This is a genomic window from Flagellimonas sp. 2504JD1-5 (genome assembly GCF_053618295.1).
In genome coordinates this window covers 314549-332344 of the sequence record NZ_JBSIOU010000001.1, presented here as the reverse complement: position 1 = coordinate 332344, position 17796 = coordinate 314549, and the positions used below count along the sequence as shown (strand labels likewise).

18 protein-coding genes are annotated in these 17796 nt (G+C 39.2%); 12 read left to right on the top strand and 6 right to left on the bottom strand.

Features of this window, described 5'->3' with window-relative positions:
* Positions 1 to 9 precede the first annotated feature (9 nt).
* Both ACULLG_RS01465 and ACULLG_RS01460 read right to left on the bottom strand, forming a co-directional pair.
* The gene (locus ACULLG_RS01465) at positions 10 to 2082 is read right to left on the bottom strand and encodes a M16 family metallopeptidase (RefSeq protein WP_452124990.1); all 2073 of its coding nucleotides are present in this window, start codon (positions 2080 to 2082) and stop codon (positions 10 to 12) included.
* A gap of 1 nt (position 2083) precedes the next feature.
* The gene (locus ACULLG_RS01460; protein WP_452124989.1) at positions 2084 to 3406 is read right to left on the bottom strand and encodes a M16 family metallopeptidase; all 1323 of its coding nucleotides are present in this window, start codon (positions 3404 to 3406) and stop codon (positions 2084 to 2086) included.
* Between the two features lie 181 nt (positions 3407 to 3587).
* On the opposite strand from ACULLG_RS01460, the gene ACULLG_RS01455 reads away from it, so the two are divergent.
* From ACULLG_RS01455 to rpmA, 3 genes are all read left to right on the top strand, one after another.
* Positions 3588 to 4034 carry a DUF4199 domain-containing protein gene (locus ACULLG_RS01455; protein ID WP_452124988.1) on the top strand — a complete coding sequence of 149 codons (447 nt, stop codon included), beginning with the start codon at positions 3588 to 3590 and terminating at the stop codon, positions 4032 to 4034.
* A gap of 103 nt (positions 4035 to 4137) precedes the next feature.
* Complete coding sequence (rplU, locus tag ACULLG_RS01450) at positions 4138 to 4689, top strand: 50S ribosomal protein L21 (protein ID WP_452124987.1); 552 nt, start codon at positions 4138 to 4140, stop codon at positions 4687 to 4689.
* Positions 4690 to 4711: 22 nt separating this feature from the next.
* Positions 4712 to 4972 carry a 50S ribosomal protein L27 gene (gene rpmA, locus ACULLG_RS01445; protein WP_452124986.1) on the top strand — a complete coding sequence of 87 codons (261 nt, stop codon included), beginning with the start codon at positions 4712 to 4714 and terminating at the stop codon, positions 4970 to 4972.
* A gap of 58 nt (positions 4973 to 5030) precedes the next feature.
* Here the strand turns inward: rpmA and ACULLG_RS01440 are convergent, their stop codons facing one another.
* Both ACULLG_RS01440 and ACULLG_RS01435 read right to left on the bottom strand, forming a co-directional pair.
* Positions 5031 to 6143, bottom strand: coding sequence for a D-TA family PLP-dependent enzyme (locus ACULLG_RS01440; protein WP_452124985.1), 1113 nt, complete (start codon positions 6141 to 6143; stop codon positions 5031 to 5033).
* A gap of 16 nt (positions 6144 to 6159) precedes the next feature.
* Positions 6160 to 6645 (bottom strand): DUF1569 domain-containing protein, encoded by a 486-nt coding sequence (locus tag ACULLG_RS01435; protein ID WP_452124984.1) that lies wholly within the window; start codon positions 6643 to 6645, stop codon positions 6160 to 6162.
* A gap of 119 nt (positions 6646 to 6764) precedes the next feature.
* Between ACULLG_RS01435 and ACULLG_RS01430 the strand changes: the two genes are divergently transcribed.
* Entirely contained in the window at positions 6765 to 7349 is a 585-nt protein-coding gene (locus tag ACULLG_RS01430; protein ID WP_452124983.1) for a DUF3332 domain-containing protein, read from the top strand.
* A gap of 58 nt (positions 7350 to 7407) precedes the next feature.
* On the opposite strand, the gene ahcY is transcribed toward ACULLG_RS01430, so the two are convergent.
* A complete protein-coding gene (ahcY, locus tag ACULLG_RS01425; protein ID WP_452124982.1) occupies positions 7408 to 8724 on the bottom strand; it encodes an adenosylhomocysteinase in 1317 nt (438 codons plus the stop codon).
* Positions 8725 to 8797: 73 nt separating this feature from the next.
* Here ahcY and ACULLG_RS01420 point away from each other — a divergent pair, with 73 nt between their 5' ends.
* The 7 genes from ACULLG_RS01420 to ACULLG_RS01390 all read left to right on the top strand — a co-directional run bounded on the left by ACULLG_RS01420 (position 8798) and on the right by ACULLG_RS01390 (position 16666).
* On the top strand, positions 8798 to 9439 hold the full coding sequence (locus ACULLG_RS01420) for a 4'-phosphopantetheinyl transferase family protein (RefSeq protein WP_452124981.1): 642 nt from the start codon (positions 8798 to 8800) through the stop codon (positions 9437 to 9439).
* 43 nt (positions 9440 to 9482) lie between these two features.
* Positions 9483 to 9743, top strand: a complete 261-nt coding sequence (locus ACULLG_RS01415) for a YkoF family thiamine/hydroxymethylpyrimidine-binding protein (RefSeq protein WP_452124980.1) — start codon at positions 9483 to 9485, stop codon at positions 9741 to 9743.
* Positions 9727 to 10365: a nicotinamide riboside transporter PnuC gene (pnuC, locus tag ACULLG_RS01410; RefSeq protein WP_452124979.1), complete on the top strand. Its 639-nt coding sequence runs from the start codon at positions 9727 to 9729 to the stop codon at positions 10363 to 10365. Before ACULLG_RS01415 ends, pnuC begins: the two co-directional genes overlap by 17 nt.
* Positions 10320 to 10883 carry an AAA family ATPase gene (locus tag ACULLG_RS01405; protein ID WP_452124978.1) on the top strand — a complete coding sequence of 188 codons (564 nt, stop codon included), beginning with the start codon at positions 10320 to 10322 and terminating at the stop codon, positions 10881 to 10883. The genes pnuC and ACULLG_RS01405 overlap by 46 nt, the downstream gene beginning before the upstream one ends.
* The gene (locus tag ACULLG_RS01400; RefSeq protein WP_452124977.1) at positions 10880 to 12418 is read left to right on the top strand and encodes a DUF4301 family protein; all 1539 of its coding nucleotides are present in this window, start codon (positions 10880 to 10882) and stop codon (positions 12416 to 12418) included. Before ACULLG_RS01405 ends, ACULLG_RS01400 begins: the two co-directional genes overlap by 4 nt.
* Before the next feature lie 881 nt (positions 12419 to 13299).
* A complete protein-coding gene (locus ACULLG_RS01395; RefSeq protein WP_452124976.1) occupies positions 13300 to 15567 on the top strand; it encodes a TonB-dependent receptor in 2268 nt (755 codons plus the stop codon).
* 100 nt (positions 15568 to 15667) lie between these two features.
* Positions 15668 to 16666, top strand: a complete 999-nt coding sequence (locus tag ACULLG_RS01390) for a Gfo/Idh/MocA family protein (protein WP_452124975.1) — start codon at positions 15668 to 15670, stop codon at positions 16664 to 16666.
* Positions 16667 to 16673: 7 nt separating this feature from the next.
* Here the strand turns inward: ACULLG_RS01390 and ACULLG_RS01385 are convergent, their stop codons facing one another.
* Positions 16674 to 17111 (bottom strand): Rieske (2Fe-2S) protein, encoded by a 438-nt coding sequence (locus tag ACULLG_RS01385; protein WP_452124974.1) that lies wholly within the window; start codon positions 17109 to 17111, stop codon positions 16674 to 16676.
* Between the two features lie 185 nt (positions 17112 to 17296).
* Here ACULLG_RS01385 and greA point away from each other — a divergent pair, with 185 nt between their 5' ends.
* Complete coding sequence (gene greA, locus ACULLG_RS01380) at positions 17297 to 17773, top strand: transcription elongation factor GreA (protein ID WP_452124973.1); 477 nt, start codon at positions 17297 to 17299, stop codon at positions 17771 to 17773.
* Positions 17774 to 17796 lie beyond the last annotated feature (23 nt).

Sequence of the window (17796 nt, the reverse complement as noted above, 5' to 3'; positions counted from 1 at the left end):
GGGAATGGTTTATTCAAAATCAGAAGGGCTAACACCAGCATTGACTTTGATTTCTTTTACTACAAACTCAAAACTTTGAGGACCCATTGTCTGGGTAAGTTTGAAAGGAAATTTGATGCCTGATACTTCCTGATAATCATCTAGGGTAACGGTATTGTTCATCTGTTGACCCTGCATCTCTTCAATACTTACCTCTTGAAGTTTTAATCCGGTTTCCATATCATAAAACGCAGATTTTTTATCTGTAATTTTAAGCTTGTAAGCTTTTTTATCACCCACATCCTCAACACCTTCCAAGGTGATACTTCCTGCTGCCAAATAGTTGAGTTCAGGGAATGCGGCTGATTCTTCTTTTATGCGCTCAATTTCGTCGGCAGATAGATCCTTGCGCTGGCCTTGGGCGACCATATAACCATTGTCGCCATCCAAAACTTGTTTTTGCATGGAATTCCCCATCACCTTTATATCCTGCATAAATTGGTCCTTGGAAGTTTTTTTCAACTCCAGTTCCAGTTTCATTCCCTGCATTTCGGCCTCTGCCAACATTGCATAGGATTCGACGCCTTCCAACTTATCCTGACCTCCAATCGCAGCGATGTATTTCTTTAGAATGGCTTCTGCGGTTACACCTTCAGGTATGGCGGCATCATAATCTGGCTTATCGGTTTTACCAGCATATTTGTCATAAAACAAAACCGGAACTTTTTTGCCTTTGAAGTTTACTTTTTCAAGATTTTCCAATACTTCACTTCCCTTGCCGGTGACCACTACTCTCGCATTTGTGGTAGAAAAGTATTTCTGTGCTGCTTTTTGGACATCTTCTGCGGTCACCGCTTCGATGCGTTCCAAATATGTTTTGTAAAAGTCTTTTGGCAGTCCTTCGGTCTCTATATTAAGTGCATAGTTGGCAATGGTGGACGGATTTTCAAGTGCCATTACAAAGCTTCCGGCATATTTGGCCTTCGCATTGGTCAATTCTTCATCAGTTACCGGCTGGGATACAATCTTGTCAATTTCCTTTAAAATTTCCACCACCGAACTATCTGTAACTACATTCCTTACTTGTGCCGAGGCGCTAAAACGCATTGGACTGTATTTGTTGGCCCTAATGCCGGAATACGATCCATAGGTATACCCTTTGTCTTCCCTCAAGTTTTTAAACAATCTGGCTTGTGATCCGCCTCCCAAAATCCGATTGGCCAAGAGTGCGTTTAAATAATCGTCATCCTTCATTTTAAGATTGGTGATGTTCTGTACCACCACTTCAGATTGTACTGCATTGGGAACATCAACAAAGTTGATCTGTGTATACTGGGCGTCAGTTGGTTTCCCATAACTGAAAGATGGAGGAACCGCTTTTGACCAGGGAGTAAAACTGGTGGTGACCAGTTCTTTGGCATTTTCAAAATCTATATCACCAATAATTACCAAATAGGCATTGGCCGGAACAAAATAATCCCTGTAATGCTTTTGTACATCCACCAAAGTTACATTGTTCACGGTCTCCTCTGTGGTAATTTCGCCAAAAGGGTGGCTCTTACCATAGGCCAAAGCCAGTTGAACGCGGTCGGCTATTGCCGAAACATCTTTTTCCTGTGATTTGATGCCCGTAATGATTCTATCCTTTTCCTTATCTAGCTCCTCTTGGGTAAAGTTTGGATTTAAGGCAGCATCAGCCATTAATTCCAGAATTCTTGGAAAATATTTAGAAAGACAACTGGCGGAAGCACTTTGATCGGTGAAACTGATATTGGCTCCCAAAAAGTCCACTTCTTCGTAAAAGTCATCTTTGGAAATGGATTTTGATCCTTTTCCCAATAAGGTTGATGTTAACGCGGAAACTCCCGCTTTATCACCTTGTAAAATTGGAGGATTGTCAATGGTCAATGTCATGGACACCCTTGGTAATTTATGGTTTTCAACAACCATTACCTTAAGCCCGTTGTTAAGTTCAAAACGTACAGGTTCTTTTAGATTTATTTCCGGAGCCGGACCTGGTTTAGGTTGTTTGCTCCGGTCTATTTGTGCTTGTGAGACTGCCATAAAAAGCGACAGTACGGTAAAAACAATATACTTTTTCATCTTAATTGGCTTCTTTTTGTTCTGGTAAATATTCTAACTCCACCCTTTGGTTCACTTTCAAGTATTTTTTGGCTACCTCTCTAATTTCCTCTCGGGTAATGGAGCGATAGATATCGATTTCCGTATTGATCAAATTGGTGTTGTCACGCAGCATATAATTTTCTGCAAGGGAATTGGCAATACCTGAGATACTACTGTTGGCATTTACAAAGTTGTTCTCAAACTTGTTTTGAAGTTTTTGATAATCTTTTTCAGAGATAAGATCGGTTTGTATTTTCAAAATCTCCGCATCGATTTCATTTTTGATATCCTGGATTGAATTTTCTCCAACCGGAAGTCCTCCAACAACATAAGAACTGTAATCCTCTGCATTTATAGGCACGGAAAATATCTGAAGCGCAATCTTCTTTTCGTCCACTAGTTTTTTGTACAATTTGGAACTTTCCCCATCACTAAGGTAAGTAGAGATCATATCTATTACATAAGCGTCTCTTTCTGCTTGCCCTGGAGTTCTGTAGGCCAATAAAATGGCAGGGATTTGAATGTTGGGGTCGTAATATTTGGCTTGTATGGTATTGACAATCGGATCTTCGGTAATTTGGTTTCTTTTGATTTCGGCTCCCCGTGGAATTGGCCCGAAATAATCAGAAATCATTTTTTTAGTTTTTGGAACATCAATATCACCTGCAACAACCAAAACTCCATTGTTTGGAACGTAATAGGTTTTGTTGAAGTGTTTGAAATCGTCAAGGGTAGCACTTGCCAAATGATCTAAAGACCCAATGACGCCCCATCGATATGGATGTTTCTTGTAAAGATTTTTCAAAAGCACTTCAAAAAAAGCACCGTAGGGAGAATTGTCTACCCGAAGTCTTCTTTCTTCTTGCACCACCTCTTTTTGGGTATCGACACCCACTTGTCCAATAATGGGATGTAACAGTCGCTCTGATTCCAACCAAAGTCCCACCTCTAGGCTGTTTGACGGGAACGTTTCATAATAATAGGTTCTATCCAAAAATGTATTCGCGTTCCCACTTCCACCATTGGAAGCTACTATTTTGTCCCACTCGCCACGCTCAATATTTTTTGTGCCCTCGAACAAAAGGTGTTCAAAAAAGTGGGCAAAACCTGTCTTTTCGGGATCTTCATCTTTGGAGCCCACATGGTACATAACTGCTGTGGTAACAACGGGGGCAGTGTTGTCTTGATGTAGGATTACATGGAGCCCGTTGTCCAGATTGTACTCTTCAAAAGCAACTTCTTGTGCATTGGTAATATACCCTGTTGCCATTATGAAAAGTACTGATAGTAGAAATCTTTTCATGATCATATGTTTTGTAATGATTTAATAAATAGAATTAGTATCAATCTTTTGATTGATGTTACATTGAATTAAGGGCAAAAAATAAAAAATCTATAGGTTATAAGGTAAGTCTTTAACAAGAAATTGTAGCATAATTCATCAACATTCAGTAAATTATACATCCATCCAAAATTAGTGCCCGATGAAAAATCTATCTCTTCCCATACGTTTTGGTATTGTTACCAGTGCCATTCTCATGGCCTATTTTTTGATTTTGGCCCTTATGGGAAAGCACACCAATGTTTTTTATAGTTTGTTCAATGGTGTGATAACGGGATTCGGAATTTATGAGACCATAAAGTACACCAAATTGCGGATGGGAAAGGATTTTGATTATGGAAAAGGATTTATGGCAGGCATAACCACGGGATTTGTGGCCACCTTGTTGTTTACCATATTCTTCGCTTTTTATTCCACCGAACTTGATTCAGGGTTCTTGGATGAACTTTCCAAGGTTTGGGCCAAAGACTACAGTAATTTTCAGGGAATCGTTTTTTTTACTGTGGCCATTATGGGCTTTGCCACAAGCTTGGTTTTGACCTTATCGTTTATGCAACTCTTTAAAACCTCCAACAATCCTAAAAAATAATCGCTTGAAATGCGTTGATTGTGCTTGTACATTAAGGAATTAGCAGTATATTTGCACCCGCTAATTTTGATAAAGCGACAATAATAAATCTAATTAACGCATTATGTACGCAATTGTAGAGATGGCAGGGCAGCAATTTAAAGTTGCAAAAGACCAAAAAGTGTACGTTCATCGTTTGCAGACAGAAGAAGGCAAAAAAGTTACTTTTGACAAAGTACTTCTTTTGGATGACGGAGGTAACGTAACTGTAGGCGCCCCAGTCATAGAAGGTGCGGCTGTTGAGGCCAAAGTTGTGAAACACCTTAAAGGTGATAAGGTAATCGTCTTTAAAAAGAAAAGACGAAAAGGTTACAAAGTAAAGAACGGACACAGACAATATCTAACAGAGATTGTTGTAGAAGGTATTGTAGCCAAAGGTGCTAAAAAAGCAGCTCCAGCCAAGCCAAAGGCCAAGGCCGAGAAGCCTGAGGCAGAACCGAAAAAAGCAGCTCCGGCTAAAACAGAAGCTCCAAAGAAAGCAGCACCTAAAAAGGCAGTTGCAGAAGACTTGAGCGGAAAAACTGTAGCTGAGTTGAAAGAATTGGCTAAAGCAAAGGGAATCTCTGGTATTTCTTCCATGAAGAAAGCTGACCTTATCGAAGCTCTAAAAAAATAAAACGAACTAAAATTTATATATCATGGCACATAAGAAAGGTGTAGGTAGTTCAAAAAACGGTAGAGAATCAGAATCGAAACGACTAGGTGTTAAGATTTTTGGTGGACAGGCCGCTGTAGCTGGTAACATTATTGTTAGACAGCGAGGCACTAAACACAACCCTGGAGAAAACGTTTACGCAGGAAAAGACCATACATTACATGCCAGAGTTGATGGTATTGTAAAGTTTCAAAAGAAAGCTGGTGGAAAATCTTTTGTTTCCATTGATCCTTTCGAAGCTTAAAAAGAAACAATTTCTTTGATATACAGACCCTCACTGCAAAGTGGGGGTTTTTCTTTTATCAAAACCGAAGCCGTCGTTTTCGGGCAGTGATTTCCCAGCTAGCTATTTTTTGCCCATTTTCAATGACCGATACTTCATCATGCAGATTAATGGTAGGGCAAATATGATAGGGCACACCATAAAATACGTCTCCTATTTTCAGTTCTTGCCAATTGGAGACTTTAAGCACTCCGTGTTCTTCACTTTGTGAAAGGAGTTCATAGTTATCAATATTTAAAAACTTTACCCTTTTGTCTATTGGGTTTTCAGAGGCAACCGATTTATGCCCTAAATCTAGGGTTACAATACCCTCCGTTGGCTTTGAAATAATCCGGGCAACCAAAAGGGCGGCATACTTAAAGTTTTGCTCTGTCAACTTCGCACTATACCCCCAATCCCATAAAACACAAGTGCCAGGACTAGTAATTCGAGATTCCCGAAGAAGATGTGAGGTAAAGGATGGTGTTCCACCACAAACAAGTTCAATGTTGGGGTATATTTTTTGTAGGGCATCAAAATAGACGGTCACATCCTTAAAGCCAGATTCAATCTTTTTATTCCGAATCGAAAACTCAGGATCTCTTAAATGTCCATCGTAGACATGAAGACCCCCAAATTGAAGGTTTTTACAATCTCGAATGACCAAAAGAAGTGAATCCAATGCCGGTCCGATTTTTATCCCTGAACGATTCATTCCATTGTTGATGTCAATATAAATATTGACATTCAGCTGATTTTCCTGAGCTTTCTTGTTTAACAATAAAGCGGTTTCAGTATCATCAACGATTGTAGAGAAATGTGTTGATGAAAAGTGCTTCATCAAATTGAGAAAACGATCCATCTTGGGTCCGACCAATTGATGTGCAATCAAAACGGAATGCGCTCCAACTTCTGCCGCTATTTCAGCTTCAGCAATGGTTGAAGCCTTAAAATTGGAAATACCTTTAGCCAATAATAATTTCAATACCTCCGGCATTTTATTGGTTTTGATGTGAGGCATCAGTCTATCCGTTTTGTTATTGACCAATGCTGCCATTTCATCAATGTTGAACTTCAAATGTTCGTTATACAATACAATAGAAGGGGAATCTACTGCATCCACATTTTTAATTTCGAACCAATTGTCTTTCATTTTCCTATCTGCTCTTTTACAATTTCTTTAAAATATCCCGTACAATTTTTAAATGGTGGTGCGTATGTATTTTTAAAAACTTAATGCTCTTTTTTTTATTAAGTACACCAAAATAAGGATGTTCAAAATGCGCATTTGAATCTAAATTTTTAATCTTTTTCAAGTTTTCCTTGGCTTTTTCAATTTGTCGATGAAGATCTTCGGTTAGAATTACTTCGGGAGGGCGCACCACTCTAGGAGCTTTTGCCACTCCTCGAGGAAAATCACCCCATATGTAGATTAATGTCCTAGTGAGGTTAAAATTGGATTTATATGCCTCCGGATTGGATGCTTCCAAAGACTTATATATAACATTAATGGTCTTAAGCATATGGTCCAAGTGCCAGGCTACATTGGCTTTGGACACTTTCAGATTTGTAATGTCCCTTTGCAAAATATAACGTTCAATTTTGGCAAACTCGACATCCAAAAAGGAAGGAAAGGGTAATTCGTCTTTGGTCAAAAAAGGATTGTTTTAAATGATTTCCTAAAACTAGGAAATTCCTTTAATCTTTATTGAAATAGAAACCTTTTGACAAAAACTTTTGTAGATTTAAGAACATTAACTATAAAATTTATATCATGAAAAGAATCATTAGTTGTTTAATGTTGTCATCTGCGATTTTGTTTTCAAGTTGCTTGGGGTCTTTTAAGGCGTTTAATAATTTGAAGGATTGGAATCAGGGAGCAACGGACAGTAAATTTTTGGATAACTTAATTTTCTGGGGTTTAAATATTGTCCCGGTTTATGGACTGTTCTTCATAGGAGATGTACTGATTTTCAACGTTATCGAGTTTTGGTCGGGATCCAATCCAATTGCCATGAAAGAAGGGGAATCTGAAACACAGATGGTGGAACATGATGGGAATACATTTAAAATGGTAGCCACCAAAAACCGTGTTCAAGTAACGGTTGTTGAGGGGCCTAAAAAAGGTAAGAAAATTGATTTGGTATACAAACCTGACGAAAAATCGTGGAATGCTGTCCGGCCCAATGGAGAAGTCATTAAATTATCTTCTTTTGAAGAAGGTTTTTACATTGTGTACATGCCCAATGGAACAGAGGTGAAAATCAATCCGATGGATTCGAAAGAGGAGGGATTGGCCATTCTAAAAGAGAATAAAATCTGTTACTACTCAGAGGGAATGTTAGCGGAGGCCAACTAAAAATAAAAAACCCATGGTTGAGAGACCATGGGTTTTTTAGTTAAAGGGATTTACCTTTCTAGTATCTATAATACTCAGGCTTGTAGGGTCCTTCCACTTTTACGCCAATGTAATCCGCCTGATCTTTTTTAAGTTCTGTAAGTTCAGCACCTAGACGAGCTAAATGAAGCTTGGCTACTTTTTCGTCCAAATGCTTTGGAAGCATATACACATCATTTTCGTATTTATCACTGTTGTTCCAAAGCTCAATTTGTGCCAAGGTCTGGTTGGTGAATGAATTACTCATCACAAAACTTGGGTGTCCCGTGGCACATCCCAGGTTAACTAGTCGCCCTTCAGCAAGAACAATAACGTCTTTGCCTTCAATGGTATATTTATCTACCTGTGGTTTAATTTCATCCTTGGTATTGCCATAAGCACCGTTCAACCAAGCCATATCGATTTCGTTGTCAAAATGCCCAATGTTACAAACAATGGCTTTGTCTTTTAAAGCTCTGAAGTGCTCTTCACGGATAATATCTTTGTTTCCAGTTGTGGTAATGACAACATCTGCCTTGCCTACAACAGTTTCTAGCTTTTTCACTTCATAACCATCCATACAAGCTTGTAATGCACAAATAGGATCTATTTCCGTTACGGTTACAATAGCACCGGCACCTCTAAATGAAGCGGCTGTACCTTTTCCGACATCCCCGTAACCCGCAACTACAACCTGTTTTCCAGCCAACATGGTATCAGTTGCCCTTCGAATGGCATCAACCGCACTTTCACGGCAACCATATTTATTATCAAACTTGGATTTGGTCACGGAATCATTCACATTTATAGCGGGCATTGGAAGTGTTCCTTTTTTAACCCTGTCGTATAAACGGTGTACCCCAGTAGTGGTTTCCTCTGAAAGACCTTTGATTCCAGCTGCCAATTCTGGGTACTGATCTAGAACCATATTGGTTAGGTCACCACCATCATCCAATATCATGTTCAAAGCTTGTCTATCCTCGCCAAAAAACAAGGTTTGTTCAATGCACCAATCAAACTCTTCTTCGGTCATCCCTTTCCAAGCATAAACCGGAACCCCGGCTGCAGCTATAGCCGCAGCGGCATGATCCTGGGTTGAAAATATATTACAGGAACTCCAAGTGACATCGGCACCTAACTCTACCAAGGTTTCAATTAAAACAGCTGTTTGAATGGTCATATGCAAGCATCCAGCAATTCTAGACCCTTTCAAAGGCTGCTCGTTTTTATATTCTTCACGTAATGCCATTAGACCGGGCATCTCTGCTTCAGCAAGTTCAATTTCTTTTCGGCCCCAATCTGCCAAGGAAATATCTTTTACTTTATAGGGAACATATGGAATTGTCTTTGTGCTCATAATTAACTTCGTTTTCTTTTTGTAGCTTAGCTATTATCGTATGCAAAGATACGAAATCGCTAAACTCTTAGTCGTGCCTATTTACAAAACCATAACAATTTCACCCACCACTTCGGTATATATTTGGAAGGTTACCGAACCTGAAGCAGCATTGTCAAAAGGGGTTGAACTTACATCCCATTGCCAGAATCGCATGGATGGAATGAAATCAGAAACTCATCGGAGGGCATTTTTGAGTATTAGACACCTAATGGATGAAGCAGGATACAAAGACCATGATCTATATTATGATGATTTTGGCAAACCACATTTAAAAGATGGGAATCATATTTCCATCACTCATTCCCATAATTTTACGGGCATTATTGTTAGTAAATCGGATGAGGTTGGTATTGACATTGAAATGCAGCGTGATAAAATTTTAAGAATTGCCAACAAATTTACGCCATTGGAGGAGTATAGAACACTTGCCAACACCGATGCCATAATACGAAAGTTGACCATTGTCTGGGGAGCCAAAGAGTCGCTGTATAAGATTTATGCACAGCAAGGTCTTAGTTTTTTAAAACATATTGATGTGATGGATTTTGCCTTTGATGACAGAAGAACCGTGGCTCAAATTTTGTATAAAGGCAAAAAATCACATTATGAGGTTGAATTTTTAGAGTTTGAAGGTTTTACATGTGTTTATGCGCTCCAAATGATGGGAGGTTGATGCTTCTTTTTAGTAGCTTTGCCTAGAAAATTTTGCATGGCCCATGAACATTTCTGTTGAGCTTACGTTGACTCCACTTCAAGACGATTTTGAACCTCCGATCATTGACTTTATCAAAAAATTAAGAGCTTCCGGGCTAACGGTTTTGGAGAATCCTTTAAGCACACAGGTATATGGGGCTTATGATGAGGTAATGGAGCTGATAAGTTCAGAAATAAAGAAAACCTTCACAAATTTGGAACATGTAGTACTGACAATGAAGCTGGTTAAATCGGACCGAAGCGGGTATGAGCCACATTTTTGATTGGATTTTTTCGCAGTATCAGGATATACCTGCCTACCTGGTCATCCTAGAGATGATCGGTGTGTTTTTCGGTTTCTTGAGCGTATGGTACTCGAAAAGGGAAAATATCCTGGTGTTTCCCACCGGCATAATTAGCACGGGAATTTTCGTCTATATTTTACTGGTATATGGTCTTTTGGGCGATATGCTTATAAACGCCTACTATTTTATAATGAGTGTTATAGGCTGGCACCTTTGGACCCGCAAAGTGGATGAAACCCATTTTGTCCCCATTACAAAAGCCACTGAAAACGAAAAAAAATGGGCTGTTTTCCTTTTTATGGGAACCATTGTTTTCGTTGGGGTTGTTTATTTTGCAGCAGATAAGTTTAATACGTGGACAGCTTATGTTGATACTGTGACCACAGCTATCTTTTTTGTGGGCATGTGGCTTATGGCAAAAAAGAAGCTAGAAAACTGGATATTCTGGATCATTGGAGATGTTATTTCGGTGCCTTTATATTTATATAAAGGATTGGTGTTTTCATCATTTCAATATTTTTTATTCACCATTATTGCCATATATGGTTATAGCGCATGGAAGAAAAGCTTGGGCAAGAGCCCTCAAACCTTATTAAAGTAGTCCTTTTTGGACCCGAATCTACTGGAAAGACCACCCTTTCCAAACAGCTGGCCCGGCATTATAACACCGTTTGGGTTCCTGAATATGCTCGGGAATACTTACAGAATAAATGGAATAATGAGCGGAAGACCTGCGAACCCCAAGATTTGTTGCCCATAGCAGAAGGGCAGATTCGTTTGGAAAATGAACTTTCAAAGAAAACAAATGATTTGCTGATTTGCGATACAGATTTGTTGGAAACAAAGGTATATTCCGAAGCGTACTATATTGGTCATTGTGACCCTCTTCTTGAAAAATACGCTCTGGAAAACACCTACGACATATACTTTTTGACCTATATAGATACACCCTGGGAACCAGATGATTTGAGGGACAAACCCAATGAAAGGGAAAAAATGTTCATGTGTTTCAAGGAAACCTTAGAAAAATATGATAGGAATTTCGTTATCTTGAAAGGAGATAAAAAAACAAGACTACAAACCGCAATCAACCATATCGATAAACTCCTCAAAACATGAGCAATTTAAGTCAGCAAGACTTGGCCCAAATGCAAAAAAAGGGCATTTCAAAAGAAAAAGTTGAAAATCAAATAGCAACATTCAAAGCAGGGATTCCATATGTGAAACTAGAGAAAGCTGCTATTGTCTCTGATGGCATTTTAAGGTTTTCAGAACAGGAACAAAAGGAACTTGTCCAATATTTTGAGGATGAAAGAGGGAAACTTGACCTCTTGAAATTTGTTCCCGCATCAGGAGCAGCTTCGCGTATGTTCAAGGCCATGTTCAATTTCTTGGAAGCCTATGATGCTTCCAAAGAAAAATTAGGTGATTATATAGAACGAACAGGAGATACAGCCGTAAAACAGTTTTCCGATTATATGGAAAACCTACCCTTTTATGATTTGATCATGGAAAGGATTTCGGGCAAAGCAAAAAACAAAGATGAAGAAGTATACCTTTTTGTAAAGGAAATGTTGGTTGCTCAAGGATTGAATTACGGTTTTTATCCAAAAGGATTGCTTCCTTTTCATAATTATGACCTTGGAACCGCTACTCCATACGAGGAACACTTGAAAGAAGCGTCGCTTTATGCCAAAACCGATGGCAAGGCGAATCTACATTTTACCATTTCCGAACAACATGATATTATGTTTAAAACGGAGCATGGAGTTGCTGCTCCTAGAGTTTCAGATACAACAAACACCAAATTTGAGGTAACCTATTCCAATCAAAAACCATCAACCGACACCATTGCTGTTGATATGGAAAATAAACCATTCAAAACTAATGATGGTTCATTGCTGTTTCGTCCAGGAGGTCACGGAGCGCTGATAGAAAACTTGAATGACCAAGATGCGGATGTCATTTTTATTAAAAATATTGACAATGTTGTTGTTGATGACAATTTGAACGAGGTAGCCAATAGTAAAAAAATGTTGGCCGGGATTCTAAGAAAAGCGCAAACTAAGGCATTTGGTTATGCCGGGGCAATTGAAACTGGCACAATTTCCAACGAAGATGCTGGAGAAATCAAAAATTTCTTGGAGCAAGAATTAAACGTGAGATTCCCAACCAGCTTCGCAAACCTTGAACTCAAGGAACAAATTGCAATGCTGACAGACAGACTTAACCGTCCTATCAGGGTGTGCGGGATGGTAAAAAATGAAGGAGAACCTGGAGGTGGCCCCTTTTGGATCAGTAATGAAAATGGAAACGTTTCCCTTCAAATTATTGAATCGGCCCAAGTTGACCTGTCCAATGAGCAACAAGCGTCAATTCTTAAGAATTCGACTCATTTCAACCCTGTAGATTTGGTATGTGGCATTAGAAACCACAAAGGGGAAAAATTTGACCTTTTGAATTTTGTGGATGAAAAACAAGGCTTTATCACCAATAAAACTAAAGAAGGGAAAGAACTTAAGGCACTGGAACTTCCGGGATTGTGGAATGGGGCAATGGCATTTTGGAACACTATTTTTGTTGAGGTGCCCTTGGTCACCTTTAATCCGGTCAAAACTGTAAACGACCTATTAAAACCCACACACCAGGTGTAAAACTGTAATATTTGTTTAGATAAAACCGCTCTAAAACTTGATTGAGCGGTTTTTTTGTGACCTTTTTTTGGAAATGGTGTCCAATACATTGAAAAGGATGAACAAATTGGATGTGAATGCAATTGTCAAAGAATAAGATAAAGATTTTGCTAGGCGAGAGCCTAGGATTTTTGGTTGGTTGATTTGGTTTTGAAGGCCGCACTTAGTGCGGCCTTTTTCCTTTATGTGACCTTGAATAAAAATTGGTGTCTTACTACATAGAATATGAAAAGATTGGAGCTAATTAAGAAAAAAATGGAGGATTTTCTAGACGTCGGTGTCTAGATTTTTTGGTTGGCAGGAGGGCTGTGCTTGCACGGTCCTCCTCTTTTTTGTGACCAAGTCCAAAAAATGGTGTCCAATAAATTGAAACACTATATATGCTTTTTGAAATAGTATTGGTTCTTGGTTTATTATCGTTTGTGCTGGCCATTTTTTTGGTGGTGCCACATCTAAATCGAGAATACAAAAAGGAAAAAAGAAAAAAAGTAGGATAGCTATGCAAACACTAACCTTTGCGTTATCCACGACCGCCAGTATCGTTTGAACCCTGTTTGCTCCATAACAGGTGATAAGATTTGGCAATATAAAAAGGCTGCTTCGGCAGCCTTTTGCATTTCTTGGGTTTTTTCTATGAAAACTAATTCTCCAGTATTACATTTGCGGCATCTCAAAGGGGTGCTTTTATTTATAAAGGCTGAGATTATACCCAATGAACCTGGGCGGGTAATGCCGCCAAGGGATTGCGCAAAGCGCATCTTGGAAATTCAACGTTTCTATTGAAACAAAATCATTTTAACTAACAAGAATAATGGCCCCTTTTATTCGTAATTTTTTTACGGATGAAACCATTTAGCTTAAAGCGAGAGCCAAAAAAAACTGGAAGGCATCGCCACAAAACATCTCTATTCACAATCATGGCCGTTTCGGGGCTAGCACTTTCTCTAAGTGCCCAACAATCACCAACAGATTCACTTGAAGGCAAAAAAATTGTGCTCGACGAAGTACTGGTTCAAGCGATCAGGGTAACCAAGGATTTTCCAATTACTTTTTCCAATTTGGACAAGGAGGAGATTGCTCCTAGAAATTTGGGCCAAGATATTCCTGTTTTAATGAATTTTTTACCCGCAGTGGTCACCACTTCAGATGCAGGTGCGGGAATCGGCTATACCGGAATCCGAGTTCGGGGGAGTGATGCCACAAGAGTAAATGTGACTATCAACGGAATTCCATACAATGATGCCGAATCACAAGGCACGTTTTGGGTGAACATGCCCGATTTTGCTTCGTCAACCGAAAGTCTTCAACTTCAACGAGGGGTGGGGACATCAACCAACGGGGCAGGTGCTTTTGGCGCAAGTCTGAACCTATTAACCGATGCTTTTTCAGAAAGTGCCTATGCTAGGATTTCTTCATCGGTCGGAAGCTTTAACACACTTAGGAATAACATAAAATTTAGCACGGGTCTGCTCAATAACAGTGTTGAAATTTCAGGTAGATTGTCCCGTATCACTTCAGATGGTTATATCGACAGGGCAAGCTCCGAACTTGAGAGTTATTTTCTACAGGGAGCTTACAAAGATGAAAATACCCTAATAAAAGCACTGTTTTTTGGAGGACATGAGATTACCTATCAAGCCTGGTATGGGACTCCCTTAGCCAGAATTAATAATGATGCTCAAGGAATTGAAGATTTTATTATCAACAATGGCCTTTCGGATGCCCAGGCTGAAAATTTGAGAAATTCGGATAGAAGGTATAATTTCTATACATATGAAAATGAAGTTGACAATTATAAGCAAGATCATTTTCAACTGCACTGGAATGAGGCTATTACTCCTGCGTGGAATGCCAATATCGCACTGCATTACACTCGAGGGAGAGGCTTTTTTGAGCAATTTAGGGAAGAGGATGACTTTGCAACCTATAGTTTTGAACCCATCATCGTTGATGGAGAAACGGTCAACACAACCGACCTGATCAGAAGAAGATGGTTGGACAATGATTTTTACGGCGCGGTAGTATCTCTAAACCATAAAAAGGAAAACCTTGATTTCATTTTTGGAGGAGGCTACAATGTGTACAAAGGAGATCACTTCGGAGAGGTGATCTGGGCCCGTTTTGCTTCAAACAGTGATATCCGTGAACGTTATTATGATGATAATTCAACAAAGACCGATTTCAACATATATGCAAAGGCCAACTATAAATTGGACAATAAGTGGTCTATTTTTTGGGATCTACAATACCGAGGAGTTGGTTATGAAGCCAATGGTGAAGACACTGGCCTAGTGGATGATACATTTAATTTCTTCAACCCAAAAGCGGGCATCACCTTTGATTTGAATCGCAATAACAACTTTTACTTTTCGTATGCCGTGGCCAATAGGGAGCCCAACCGAAATGATTATGAAAATGGGAATCCAAAGCCAGAGCGTCTAAACGATTTTGAACTGGGTTGGCGCTATGTTTCCCCATCATTTCAATTAAATGCGAATGCATATTATATGAGTTATAAGGATCAGTTGGTGCTGACTGGGGAATTGAATGATGTTGGCGCACCTTTGAGGGCAAATGTTGGAGATAGTTACCGATTGGGATTGGAATTGGATGCCAACATTCAATTGGGAAATAAATTTGCGATTCGACCTAATATTGCTCTAAGTGATAATCGGAATAAGGATTTCTTCTTTCAAAGAGATGGAACACTTCAAAATTTAGGGAATACCAAAATTGCCTATTCACCAAACCTGGTGGCAGGCAATATCATTTCTTATTCACCTGAAGAGAATTTTCAGGTTTCGTTGCTTTCCAAATTCATAGGCAAGCAGTATATGGGAAATATTGATTCAGAGCATTCAATACTCGAAAGTTATTCCCAAACCGATTTAAACATTCAATATGCTGTTGAGGTCAATTCTTTTATAAAGAGTATTGTATTCTCAGGCTTGGTAAATAACATTTTTGATAAAGACATTGTCTCCAACGGATATTTCTTCACTTTTGATGATGATTTTTCAAATCCAGGTACAATCACTACTATCGAAGGAGCAGGGTTTTATCCGCAAGCAGGGATCAATTTTCTGCTGGGAGCTACCGTTAATTTCTAAACAAGAGGAGATGATTTCGGTTGGGTCACTGAGCGAAGTCGATGTGAAACAGGAATCAAGATTAATACATTTGTTGAGGGATTCTGTACTTTTATAAAGTATGACAGAATCCCTCATTTTTTTTGACAAGACCCCGATTCGTTGGGGTGTCATAGGTTGTGGAAGTGTCACGGAGAAAAAAAGCGTCCCGGCCTACCAAATGACAGCAGGATTTGAGGTACATATGGTGATGCGCAGAGATGGGGAAAAGGCTAAGGATTATGCTTTGAGACATAAGATTCCAAATTGGACAACCAATGCGGAAGATATCATTGAAAATCCAGAAATTGACGCAGTTTACATCGCCACTCCACCCGATTCGCATAAATTTTATGCACTTCTGGTTGCGGCAGCTGGGAAACCTTGCTGCATTGAAAAACCCATGACTCCTAACTTTCAAGATAGTTTGAAGGTCTATGAAACCTTTAAAGCCAAAGATTTGCCTCTCTTTATTTCCTATTATAGAAGGTCATTGCCGAGATTTGATAAAATAAAAGAATGGTTGGATCAAGGAGAAATAGGAACAGCTAGGCATATTCATTGGCAAAAGACCAAACCCCCAAGTGATTTGGATTTGAGTAATACGTATAATTGGAGAACCGATAAAAAGATAGCACCAGGAGGTTATTTTGATGATTTGGCTAGCCATGGATTGGATCTTTTCACATATTTACTTGGAGATATAAAGCTAGCAAGCGGAATAGCTATAAACCAACAAAATTTGTATTCAGCTTACGATGCAGTTACGGCGTCCTGGATTCATGAAAATGGGGTAACTGGTGAAGGGAACTGGAATTTTGGGACTTACCATCGTATGGACAAGGTTCAAATCCTCGGTTCCGAAGGAAAAATAACCTTCTCCGTATTGGATGAAGCCCCTGTTGAATTGGAAAATGAAAAGGGACATCAAATTTTGGATATTCCCCATCCAGAACATATTCAACAATTTCATGTGGAGAACTTAAGAAAACATCTTTTCGAGGGAAAACCCCACCCTTCCCAAGCGATTTCAGGTCTGCACACAAGTTGGGTGATGGACCGTATTTTAGGAATCCCGTAAAATTGAATCAATTAAAAACAGCAACAATATTTCCGCTTTGCGTTGTTCGGTAAAAAAGCAAATCGTAATACCGGTTGCCGTCATTTGGTCTATTTAGCTGTTGCCCAGTAAAGAGACTATAGGTGTATTCTTCACAGGAACAAACCACATTTTGTCCGTCTATGATCATCGTGGAACAATTGTTGGGAGCATGGTTTGGACAACTCGCCTCAAAGGCAAAAAAAGAATCCAAACTGGTTTTCATTACAAAAACACCTCGGGTTCCAACCCCTGTGTTGCCTATATAGACTGGATTTCCAATGGTGTTTAGGTTGTTGTAAAGAGGTAAGTTTAGATTAAGTTCAAATCTGAAATTGACCTCCTGAAGAAAAGGATTGCGATTGGTACTATCCGAAGAACAAGCAATCAAGAAAAATAACAAAATAAACCCTGCGAGGCGCCTCATAGTTTGGATTTGAAAGCTTTACAACAACAAATTTGAGCAAAAATTGTATATATTTGCGTTAAATCCTCGCAAAAAAGCTGTGCCATGCATGGTGATCGTTGAGGATTTTTTCTATTTGGATAAAGTACATTGGGAGAGCTTTGAAGTTTTCCTGGATGTCCTTTTTTGTATTTAAAAATGACGATATGAGCAAGGTATCATACTACACAGCGGAAGGATTAAAAAATCTTAGGGAAGAACTGAACCATTTAAAAGATGTTGAAAGACCTAGGGCTTCACAGGCAATTGCTGAGGCTAGGGATAAAGGGGATTTGTCAGAAAATGCTGAATATGATGCGGCCAAGGAAGCACAAGGCCTTTTGGAACTTAAAATATCCAAAATGGAAGAGACCTTGGCAAACGCTAGGTTAATAGATGAATCACAACTCGATACCTCAAAAGTGTTGGTGCTGTCTACCGTAAAGTTGAAAAACCAAGCCAATGGTATGGAAATGAAATATACCCTTGTTGCTGAAAGTGAGGCGAATCTAAAGACGGGAAAGATTTCAGTAACCTCCCCTATCGGGAAAGGATTATTGGGTAAATCCGTTGGCGAGGTAGCCGAAATACAGGTGCCCAATGGAACGTTAAAGTTCGATATATTGGAAATTACCCGGGAATAAAGTTCACAAAATCGCTATATTTA